The sequence below is a fragment of the candidate division KSB1 bacterium genome, assembly GCA_022566355.1.
Taxonomy (GTDB): domain Bacteria; phylum Zhuqueibacterota; class JdFR-76; order JdFR-76; family DREG01; genus JADFJB01.
The window spans coordinates 1-10,648 of the sequence record JADFJB010000146.1 but is presented as its reverse complement, the minus strand read 5'-3'; the positions used below and the strand labels follow the sequence as shown (position 1 = coordinate 10,648).

Here is a 10,648-nt window from a genome sequence, read left to right as displayed (position 1 = left end):
TTAATTTTATGGAAATAGATCCCGTTGCGCGACGGGATGACACTTTTGAAACTTCAAGCTTAATACTATGAATTTATGAATAGTGCAGGTTATTTGTTTTTTGGTGCTTGTCATTTGGAATTTATTTTCTACGAAATACATAGCCATCCAGATACTTCTCATTATAGCTTAATTTCTCGTACTCCAAAGCCTCCAATTCCAAAGAAGCATCTAAATACTCAGACTCTTCCGCACAAAATTGGCTGGAAAAACCGTGCTTATGATGTTGTAACATATTAAACACGGTCATGATTAGGATGCCATCTTTTTGTAGTAATGAAGGCAGTTTATTCCATAGTGCTTGAGAAGGTTTGTAGGAATTTACCAGGATATTGTCGAATACACCCGACTGATCCAGCTCTTCCGCAAGTTCCAGGTCCATTTGTTTCGTTGCTATTTGTACATGAACTTCTTTAGCAAAGTGTGTTAATCTATCCAATGCAACATCGGAAATATCTATGGCGGTAACAGAATAGCCTTTGGATGCCAAATAAATGGCGTTTCTACCATCCCCGCAAGCAAGATCAAGCACGGTTTTGTTGTGCAGCAAATCGATATGGCGAACCACGAATGGTTCCGGTTGCTTTAATTCGTAGAGTCGACTGGAAAATTTCTTGTTCCATTTCAGTCTGTCAGTTTCCATTGTTAATCGAATTCAGGCAAAAGGCTGGCCACGGATTGCAGTGTTATCCGGTAAACTTATTCATGAACTTGAATGCTTACAAAGCATATTTTGAATCATTATTAAACATCCATTTTCAATACTAAATTATCAAGTCCATTCTTTTCAAATTCGGTGCCATATTTATCTGCCAATGGCTGTTCTTTTTCATAACGCTTTTCAATGGTCAATTTCTCAAGCTTTTTTTCGCCAATTTCCTTAATAACATCTCTCTCAATAAGACGATCTACCAACTCTGTCCAAAATGTATTATTGTCGTATTCGTCGAGATAATCCCGACTTTCCCCTTCTTCAAGATCAGCCGTGGGAAAAAATTCATTATACTTTATATCGTATTCTATTAAGTCAACGAACCCCATTTTACCCGCATAAGAAAATATTTTTTGTTCAACTTCATGGTACTTTTTATTTGTTGGCTCCGCATCCTCATTATGAACATTCAGCACCCAATCGGCTATTACCAGTAGATCCAACAAATTTCTATACTCGTCTTTCGATAGTTCTATTTGCATACTTTCTCCTTGAATTAGATTATTCCTGGCATCATCACTTGTTAACTTAGTTGACGGAAGAATTTTTCTTAACCTTTTTTTGTTGACTGCTTCCAATGGCAACACCAAGCGCTAATCCAATTCCAATTCCGATAGCGATGTTATCCATTGCTACACCGATTCCGGAGAGGGCTATACCCGTTCAAATCAATTGTCCCAGCGCCCTGTCCGCCTGCATTTAGTTTGTTTGTTTTCTGATTCTTTTTCCATTTTTTCCCTTTGCAGCCAAGAGATAGTAAAATTCTTCGGTTCGTGATTCGCTGGTAAATCATGGCGAAAAGGAAAAGAATTTCTTGGCTTTTATGATTATTTTATTGAATTGGGCTGCATTTGCCGATGGTAAAAAAGGAGAGAACCAATTGCCCTTTTTGAATATATTTGATGGTTATAAATAAATAATAGAATTGCAGTACTTTGTTTATCTCAAAACCCCTTCCTGACTTCCCCTTATCAAGGGAAAAAAATCACCCTCCTTATTTTATGGAGAGGCGGCCAGGGAAGTTAAATTTACCTTTTTTGATGGTAATAAATACAATTCTAATTCGTCACAGTATTTATATTTTATATATGAGTTCATTCTAAAAAGGTGGGATACCGATTCCATCGCTCTCATAAGTATTTGTTTTTATGTATCAATTTTTTTTAGAAAAGCGATTGAATCGGTTTTTAGAGTAGACTCAATTATTATTAAACAACCCATTCAACTCCGGCAGGAGTGATCTATTTATAGAAAAAAATTAGGACCCCTGATAAAGCACTCCGTAGGTGTGCAATATTGGTAATTGTGATCTAAAATGAGGCTAGTTTTTCAACATTTCACTCCTAAAGGAGTTCTAAAAATCCTACTATTCTATAGCTATAAATATTTCATCCCGATATTTGAGCCTTATGGCACAAATATCGGGATTCTTACATACTTCCACATAGTTATTCGAGAAAAGAATAGTGTAATTTCAAGTTCATTAAAAAAAAGAGGTTGATATGGATCAAAATCAAACTGACTCACAAGACTCTTCGAACATGAAAAGAAGAGAATTCCTCCAGCTTTCAGCGCTCGGTGGCGCTATGGCTTTAACCGGGGCTGCGGTATCCTGTAGCCAGAATATTTCAAAGACAAAAGTTGCCGATTTTGAGCTGGATGAGATGACCATTGCGGAAATACAAAAAGGGATGGAATCCGGGCAATATTCTGCTAAGAAGATTACAGAACTTTATCTTTCACGAATTGAAGAGATCGATCGCTCGGGTCCAAAAGTGAATTCCGTATTGGAAGTCAACCCGGATGCCATTGAAATCGCCGAAGCCCTGGATAAGGAACGAGCCGAAAAAGGCGCTAGAGGACCCATGCATGGTATTCCAATTTTGATCAAAGACAATATCGATACTGCCGATAAAATGACCACTACGGCGGGCTCGCACGCTTTAGCCGGCTCAATTGCGTTGCAGGACTCATTCGTAGCTCAAAAACTCAGGCAAGCGGGTGCAATTATACTTGGGAAAACCAATTTGAGTGAATGGGCCAATTTCCGTTCCAGTCGTTCATCGAGCGGATGGAGCGGAAGGGGAGGCCAGACGAACAATCCTTACGTCCTGGATCGAAATCCATGTGGCTCAAGTTCCGGTTCGGCCGCTGCAACCGCCGCGAGTCTTTGTGCAGCCGCAATCGGGACAGAAACCAATGGATCGGTTGTATGCCCTTCATCGGCAAATTCAATTGTCGGGATTAAACCAACTGTCGGGTTGATCAGCCGAACGGGTATCATTCCTATCGCCCACAGCCAGGATACAGCCGGACCGATGGCGAGAACCGTTGCGGATGCAGCTGCTTTGTTGGGCGCTCTCACTGGCATCGATGAAAGAGACGATGCGAGCAAACAAAGCCAGGGAAAAGCGCATACGGATTACACCCAATTCCTGGATCCAAACGGCTTGAAGGGAATGCGAATCGGTGTTGCACGCAATTCTTTCGGCTTCCATGAAAAAGTCGACAAATTGATGGAAGATGCCATTGAAGTGATGAAACAGCAGGGTGCGGTCATCATCGATGAAGCCAAAATAGAAACACATCGACAATACAACCCCCACGCTTTCCAGGTTCTTTTGTACGAATTCAAGGCAGATCTGAACAAATATTTGGCCGGACTTTCTCCAAATGTAAAAGTAAAAACCCTCAAAGATATCATAGAATTTAATGAGCAAAACCGAGATATCGAAATGCCTTACTTTGAGCAAGAGACCTTTTTAAAAGCTGAAGAAAAGGGACCGTTGACCGAAAAAGAGTACCTCGAAGCCCTGGAAACAGGGCGTCGTCTTGCTGGCAAAGAAGGAATCGATGCAACCATGGCGAAACATAATCTTGATGCAATTATAGCGCCGACCGGAGGGCCGCCATGGCCAACCGATTTAATCAACGGCGACCATTTTGGTGGGGGCAGTTCGTCTGCTGCTGCAATCTCCGGTTATCCGAACATCACCGTTCCCGCTGGTTATATTTTTGGTTTGCCGGTAGGTATTTCGTTTTTTGCTGAAGCTTATAGCGATCCTAAGCTCATTAAAATCACATATGCCTTTGAGCAGGCCGCGAAACATCGGCAACCTCCGAAATTTTTGCCGAGCGTTGATTTAACGATCCCTGAGATTGCTTAGATTTCATAAACTTCAAGAATTTTTTTGACAGGATGAACAGGATTTACAAAGATGAATAATCATGTTCATCCTGTTCATCCTGTCAAAAAATATTCACTTAAACTTAATCAGGATTCTAATCGTCTAAATAATTAATTCATTTCTTTCCAATGAGTCATACCACTAATCCTTGAGGTAAATATGCTGCTGAATTACATCAAAATAGCCTTTCGCAATATGGTTCATCAAAAACTCTACTCAGGCATCAACATTGTCGGGCTGGCCATCGGCATCGGTTGCTGCTTGTTGATTTTTCTTTTTGTGCGAAATGAGCTGAGTTATGACAAATTTCATCAAAATGCCGAGAACATTTACCGTGTGTACGTGACCGAAGATCCACCTGACCGTGATGCCTTCACATACGTTCAAACACCAGCGCTCATGGCAGAAGCCATGGAAAAATCATTTCCGGAAGTGGAAAGCGCAGTTAGAGTACTAACAAGAACTGACAACCTGAGATTCGGCGATAAAAATTTTTCCGAAAATTATCATTTAGTAGATTCAGATTTCTTCGAAATCTTTTCTTTCCCATTAATAGCCGGTAATCCATCAACGGTTTTACAAAATTTAAATTCGGTTGTATTAACCGAAAGTATGGCCAGTAAAATATTTGGTTCCACCGACATCCTCAATCAAACCCTTTCGATTAAACTTGGCAATGCTTTTCATGATTTCACGATCACCGGAATCGCCAAAGATTGTCCGACAAATTCCAGTATTCAATTCAGCATCGCAATTCCTTTTGATAATGCTCGCAGCTTCATGAGACCACGCGCATTAACCAGCTGGTTCAACGTTTTCCTGGAAACCTACGTGGTACTCTCTGCTGCTTTGGCCCATCCGGAAATGGAAAGCAAATTGGAGGCTGTCGTTAAGAACAACTACTCGAAAGAGGGTGCAGATATTGTTACTCTACAGCTTCAATCCATAACGGATATCCACCTGAACCCGGATATTCCGGCTGGCTTTGTAGCAACAAGCGACCCAATATATTCGACGATTCTTAGCATCGTCGCATTGCTGGTCCTCGGCATTGCTTGCATTAATTTTATGATATTATCCATCGGACGATCTGCTAGCCGGACGAAGGAAGTCGGAGTGCGAAAAGTATTAGGTGCATTGAAAAGTCAATTAATTAAACAATTTTGGGGCGAAGCGGTGTTAATGAGTTTTATCGCAATGGTTTTGGGAACACTTTTGGCAATTATATTCTTGCCTTATTTCAATGAAATTGCCAATAAACAACTGGCATTTGCAGTTGATTTTTTTAGTTTGGCAATTTTCGCTTTCTTAATACTTTTGGTTGCCATAACTGCCGGAAGTTATCCGGCATTCATTCTCTCCAGGTTTCAACCTGCCGAGGTGGTCAAAGGAGAATCGAAACTGGGTGGCACAAAACTGTTTGGCAGAAGTTTGGTTGTGGTTCAATTTACCATATCCATTTTTTTAATCGTTAGCACACTGATTATGCTGGATCAAATAGAATATCTGCAAACGAAAAACCTGGGATTTAATGATGAACAAGTTTTAGTGATTCGCAATAATAGCCCTGCAGCTCAGGGGAAAATGCTGGTTGAACGCTTGCGAAATCAACTTGCCAACAAGGATGCGGTTCTGAGTGTTTCCGGAGCTTCCGCAACTTTTGCCAGCCCCTGGACTATTATGGGATTCCGAGACAACCAGGCTGAATTTAAACAGTTCTACCAAATTACGGTTGATCATGATTATTTGCAGACCCTGGAAATCGAATTGGCTGATGGCCGCGACTTTTCCAAAGATTTTGCTACAGACTCAACCGATGCAGTAATTGTTAACCAGGCAATGGTAAAGTTTTTTAATTGGCAGTCTCCGCTGGGTCAAAGCTTCCCGGGCAAGAATTTTCCTCCCCACCAAATCATTGGAGTGGTAAAGGATTTCAATTTTCAATCATTACAAAATGAAATTGCACCTTTAGCAATTGTACTCAATCCGATGACTCTTCTTCGCGGCATAAACGATATATCCACTTCCTTTTCACCGCGGTCGGTTAATTTTATCAATGTTAGGATCCAACCGGATCGAATCCCACAAACCATCGACCTGGTAAAATCAGCCTGGCAAAGCAGTGCGGCCAATCAACCCTTTCAATTCAGTTTTCTTGATGAAGATGTGGATCAACAATATCGGGAAGAGGAAAGATGGGGTAAGATTGTCGGCTACGCTTCTTCATTTGCTATTCTAATTGCATGTCTTGGCTTGTTTGGATTGGCAACATTGACAGTTGCACGGCGCACAAAAGAAATCGGCATACGAAAAGTATTGGGCGCAAATGTTAGCAATATCCTTTTCATGCTAACAAACGATTTTGGTAAACTTGTTATCATAGGAACAATTTTAGCATGGCCAATCGCCTACTTCGCCATGAGGAATTGGCTGGAGGATTTCGCTTACAGAATCGGAATTGGCATAGAGAATTTCATTTTAGCAACAGCCTTTGCGATTCTTATCGCTTTAGTTGCTATCGGTTATCAATCGATCAAAGCAGCGTTGGAGAATCCGGTAAAGTCGATTAAGTATGAATGATTGACGATAGACGGCAGACGATTGACGATTGACGAAAGACGAAAGACGAAAGACGAAAGACGAAAGACGAAAGACGAAAGACGAAAATAAAAAAACTGATAATAGATAAAAGTCAATAGTAAATTCAAAATATGGAAAACGGGTTGAAGAATGAGTCCGCTTATCGTTAGTTTCTGCCTGCGTCTTAGTTTTGATTCATTCAAATGATTTGAAACTAAATTTACAATGAATTACTGATTCAACAACTAGCAACATTTCGAAGGGCGCATACTGTACATTTGTCGAAATATTATAAAGTTTAACTTTTCTAAAAGAAATATGATTACAACTAAGTCTTAGACTAAATTTCTAATCGTATCAACAACCCTATCCACTTCCTCCAACAGATTATAGATATTCGGACTCAATCGCATGCCGGCGAACTCACCCCTGGTAGTTGCACAACCGATGTTATGATCCTTGTAGAGTTGGTTAAAAGTTTTCCTTAAGTCCATGCCCGGGATATTAAATACAACAACGCCGCTGCTTAAATTGGCATCCAGAGGTGTTCGAAAAACTGCATTGGGAATTTTTTTTTGAACTTCTGTTTTGATCGAAGCTGCCAATTCTCGGATTCGCGCATCTACACGTTCCTTACCGATGTGCTTGTGAAATTCAACTGCCTTTGCCATTGCCGACACTGTTGCATCATCTCGCTGTCCCAAAGTAGAAAATTTATTTGCACCTTTATCCTTGGCCTGATCCCATCCGACCCCCACCATGGATGGCCATAAATCTTTGACTCTATCCTTGCGAACATAGAGAATCCCGGCTTCTTTGGGTCCCATAAACCATTTATGGGCGCTTCCAGTGAAAAAATCACAGCCGATTTCATGTAGCTTCAAATTCATAAAACCAAAGCTTTGCGCGCCATCGATCAATGTCATGATTCCTCGATCTCTTGCAAGGGTACAAATTTGTTGAGCCGGCAAAGCGACTCCTGAGATATTGGATATGTGAGAGAATCCAAGCACCCGGGTTTTGTTGGTCAATGCGTTTTTAAATGGTTGAATAAGATCCTCCGGAGAATTCGGTGATTTCGGTGTTGAAACACGTTTTACAGTAAAACCGAATCGCTGCGCCCGCACATCCCAGGCGACATTATTGGTGGGATGGTTCTGGTCCCAAATGACGACTTCATCACCGGCTTTTAAATCCAGGCCACTAATAACCATGTTGTTGCCTTCGGTGGTATTGCGTGTAATCACCAATTCATCGGAATCAGTCCCCAGGTAATCCGCTAGCGCAATCAGAGATTTCTGGCGCATTTCACGAAACTTACCCCGGTTCTGAAAGGAAGCATCCGCATCGACATCGCGTTGCAAACGGAACACAGTTTCACTAACCGGATAGGGCGCTGGACAGAGATTGGCGGAATTCATTAAAATAAAACCGGGTCGAAGTGGAAATTGCTCCTTGACCATTTTCCAATAGCTTTCACCTGAAGCAACAGTTGAATCTGATATTGGAATTTTAGTTCTAGATATTTTAGATAGAATTTCGGAATTGGCAAGTATCGCAGATGGCAGAATAGCAGATGCAGCAACACCTCCTGCAAATTGTTTCAAAAACCTTCGTCGTGAAGAATGAACTTCAACAGTTTCTTTTTGGTCATCAAAATTGTTTTTCATGATGCGTTTCCTTTCTCAAGGAGAATATTATTCAAGATATTTAAATCGAGAGTTAAAGAGTGTAGAAAATATAAGAAATAAGGATTAGAAAGTGAAGCAAAATTCACAACTGTGGTAAAAATATATTTTTTGATAGGATTAACAAGGATGATCAGAATTAACACTTTTGTTATCTTGTTGATCCTGTTAATCCCGTACACATAATAATTTTTCTTTCATGTTTCTTACTACCTCCATTTTGTTATGATTATGAATATTGAAATGGATTTAATTATATTCAAATTTAGGACGTTTTGTTCAAAAGAATGTTGCATGAATATTAGCAGTTCAAATGAAAATCTATAATAATAGTAAAGGAATTTTTCTAAAACTTAGAAAATTGCCGGATTGGGTGGGAATGGAAAAATTATTACTTGCTAAACCTCAGTTTCCAGGAATGTCATTCAGAAGGAATCTATTTCATCTAATGGATAATCTTCCTAAAGTATTGAATCCTTCCAATAGGGTTTTTCGATGGTTTTAATTTTCTTAAACCTTAGTGACAAATCTTTTTTCGTCGGAACTGATAAGAAAATCAGTTTCTTGTTAATTACAAGTTTTTGATTTTCATTAAGAAATAAAGTGCAACAGCTATATGATGTTGTTAGATTGGTTTGAATTTTGAGAATTTGATGTTTATAGACCTAAAGATTTTAACAAGCAGAAAGTATCTGCTTGCCTTGCATGGCCAATCCAACTGGCCACGCGTTGCTGTATATTTTCACATGGATATTCTTGCCATATATAAATCCGTTTCTTAAATTTCCGAACATTTTTTGAACATAATCTTCTGTGTGTTCTGAAAATAACTTGACCCAAAAATCGGCTGCTATTTTTTACCGGATAGATTTGACATCTATCGGGATGTAATCTTAAACGAAAATGTTCTAGAAAATCTGCTATATTCCTTTTCCAATTTCGCAATTCACTTTTGGAGTTCGAGAAAAGCACACAATCATCTACGTACCTGATATATCCCTGACACTTTAACTTTTCTTTTACAAAATGGTCAAGCGGGTTAAGATAATAATTTGCAAAAAACTGGCTGGTTAAATTACCAATCGGTAAACCTCTTCGTCGTTCAAATGGAGTAAACAGATCATCTCCCGGAAAATACTCGAACACATACACTTGAGGATTGCTGTGGTCAATAATTGTATCTATCAAAGATAACGTTAAATTACACACGATTCGCTTATGTATTAAAGATTTTAAAATATCATGGTCGATAGAAGGAATTCGACATGAGGATTGGCTCCATGAATTCCCTCCCGTTCAGACGGGAGCATTTTCAGGGGTGTGTATTCACCTAACAATCAATCCTTCGCTTCAAGTTCTATTATCTTCGCTTCAATAACTCTAATTACATTGTCCATGTTCGTTTTGACTTCATAATCTGTAAAACGAAGAAAATGGACTCCAAATGATTCTAAACTATTTTGCCGTTCTCGATCTGCTAAAACTTTGTAATGGTGACTTCTACCATCGATCTCTATGGCTAACATCAGTTCATTGCAAAAGAAATCAACAATATAATTATCAAGCGGTTTTTGACGGTGAAAATCATAACCGCGAATTTGTTTTCCTTTTAGTTTCTTCCAAAGTAATATCTCAGATAACGTGCTGTTATTGCGGAGATTCCTGGCAAATTCTTTTAGTTTTGGATTGTATGGTATAATTTTGCGTTTTGGCATGAGTTAATGGGTTTTTTTAAAGTAAAATTACACACCCCTAAATCCCCTCTCAAGAGGGGAATTTGGAATTCTTTTTACTTTCCCTTACTTCGATCAAATAATCTACAACAAGTTTTCGACTGCTCTTTCATACTGATAATTAGTGAATAGCTATTATTTTTTAGCATTTCAATGTAAATAATAATTCCCCTCTAGAGAGGGGACTTATCTCTAACAAGTTTTTAACTGGAGATTTTCTTCAAATTTACGATAAAAAGTTATAACATTGTTTTTCAACCCAAGAAGCTTTCCTAACTCGACCAATTGGCTGCTGCCGAATTCATAAGACTTTAAATTGATAAAACGCATTTCATAGCTTAACCGGAATAACAACCGCATTCGTGCCAGCGCTTCATCCGCTTGTTTTAACAAGGGTATTTTGTTTTTTCTCATATTCGCAACTGTGGTTGCTTCGATAAAATCCAAAATACCGTTTTCCAGCTTGGCCGCTACACTAAAACGATAACTCCTGGGAAACTTGCCGGTATGGTGCAACAGCCATTTGGAAAAATCATAGCCCTTTTTTATGATTAACATCTCATTGTTGGCCATTATATTTCCTCACTTTTATTGAATTCAAAAACAAAAATTACAAAAAATTTTCGTTCAGAGAAACAGAGCAACAGACTAGCAGAGATTCAAATTATAAATCTGACCGGGGACGAACAACACGAAACCCGAAATAGT

The 10,648-nt window shown here is 39.3% G+C and carries 9 protein-coding genes; 3 read left to right on the top strand and 6 right to left on the bottom strand.

Features of this window, described 5'->3' with window-relative positions; genetic code table 11:
- Window positions 1-121 precede the first annotated feature (121 nt).
- Entirely contained in the window at window positions 122-682 is a 561-nt protein-coding gene (locus IIC38_18380; GenBank protein ID MCH8127894.1) for a class I SAM-dependent methyltransferase, read from the bottom strand.
- A gap of 101 nt (window positions 683-783) precedes the next feature.
- Window positions 784-1,233 carry a hypothetical protein gene (locus tag IIC38_18375; GenBank protein ID MCH8127893.1) on the bottom strand — a complete coding sequence of 150 codons (450 nt, stop codon included), beginning with the start codon at window positions 1,231-1,233 and terminating at the stop codon, window positions 784-786.
- Between the two features lie 1,020 nt (window positions 1,234-2,253).
- Here IIC38_18375 and IIC38_18370 point away from each other — a divergent pair.
- Both IIC38_18370 and IIC38_18365 read left to right on the top strand, forming a co-directional pair.
- Window positions 2,254-3,918: an amidase gene (locus IIC38_18370; GenBank protein ID MCH8127892.1), complete on the top strand. Its 1,665-nt coding sequence runs from the start codon at window positions 2,254-2,256 to the stop codon at window positions 3,916-3,918.
- Between the two features lie 180 nt (window positions 3,919-4,098).
- Complete coding sequence (locus IIC38_18365) at window positions 4,099-6,519, top strand: ABC transporter permease (protein ID MCH8127891.1); 2,421 nt, start codon at window positions 4,099-4,101, stop codon at window positions 6,517-6,519.
- Between the two features lie 335 nt (window positions 6,520-6,854).
- On the opposite strand, the gene IIC38_18360 is transcribed toward IIC38_18365, so the two are convergent.
- A complete protein-coding gene (locus IIC38_18360; protein MCH8127890.1) occupies window positions 6,855-8,189 on the bottom strand; it encodes an aminotransferase class V-fold PLP-dependent enzyme in 1,335 nt (444 codons plus the stop codon).
- Window positions 8,190-8,520: 331 nt separating this feature from the next.
- On the opposite strand from IIC38_18360, the gene IIC38_18355 reads away from it, so the two are divergent.
- Window positions 8,521-8,712: a hypothetical protein gene (locus IIC38_18355; protein ID MCH8127889.1), complete on the top strand. Its 192-nt coding sequence runs from the start codon at window positions 8,521-8,523 to the stop codon at window positions 8,710-8,712.
- Between the two features lie 152 nt (window positions 8,713-8,864).
- Here IIC38_18355 and IIC38_18350 read toward each other — a convergent pair whose 3' ends face one another.
- The 3 genes from IIC38_18350 to avd all read right to left on the bottom strand — a co-directional run bounded on the left by IIC38_18350 (window position 8,865) and on the right by avd (window position 10,498).
- Window positions 8,865-9,467, bottom strand: a complete 603-nt coding sequence (locus IIC38_18350; protein MCH8127888.1) for an RNA-directed DNA polymerase — start codon at window positions 9,465-9,467, stop codon at window positions 8,865-8,867.
- 77 nt (window positions 9,468-9,544) lie between these two features.
- Window positions 9,545-9,922: a DUF559 domain-containing protein gene (locus IIC38_18345; GenBank protein ID MCH8127887.1), complete on the bottom strand. Its 378-nt coding sequence runs from the start codon at window positions 9,920-9,922 to the stop codon at window positions 9,545-9,547.
- A 210-nt stretch (window positions 9,923-10,132) separates the two neighbouring features.
- Entirely contained in the window at window positions 10,133-10,498 is a 366-nt protein-coding gene (gene avd / locus IIC38_18340; GenBank protein MCH8127886.1) for a diversity-generating retroelement protein Avd, read from the bottom strand.
- Window positions 10,499-10,648 lie beyond the last annotated feature (150 nt).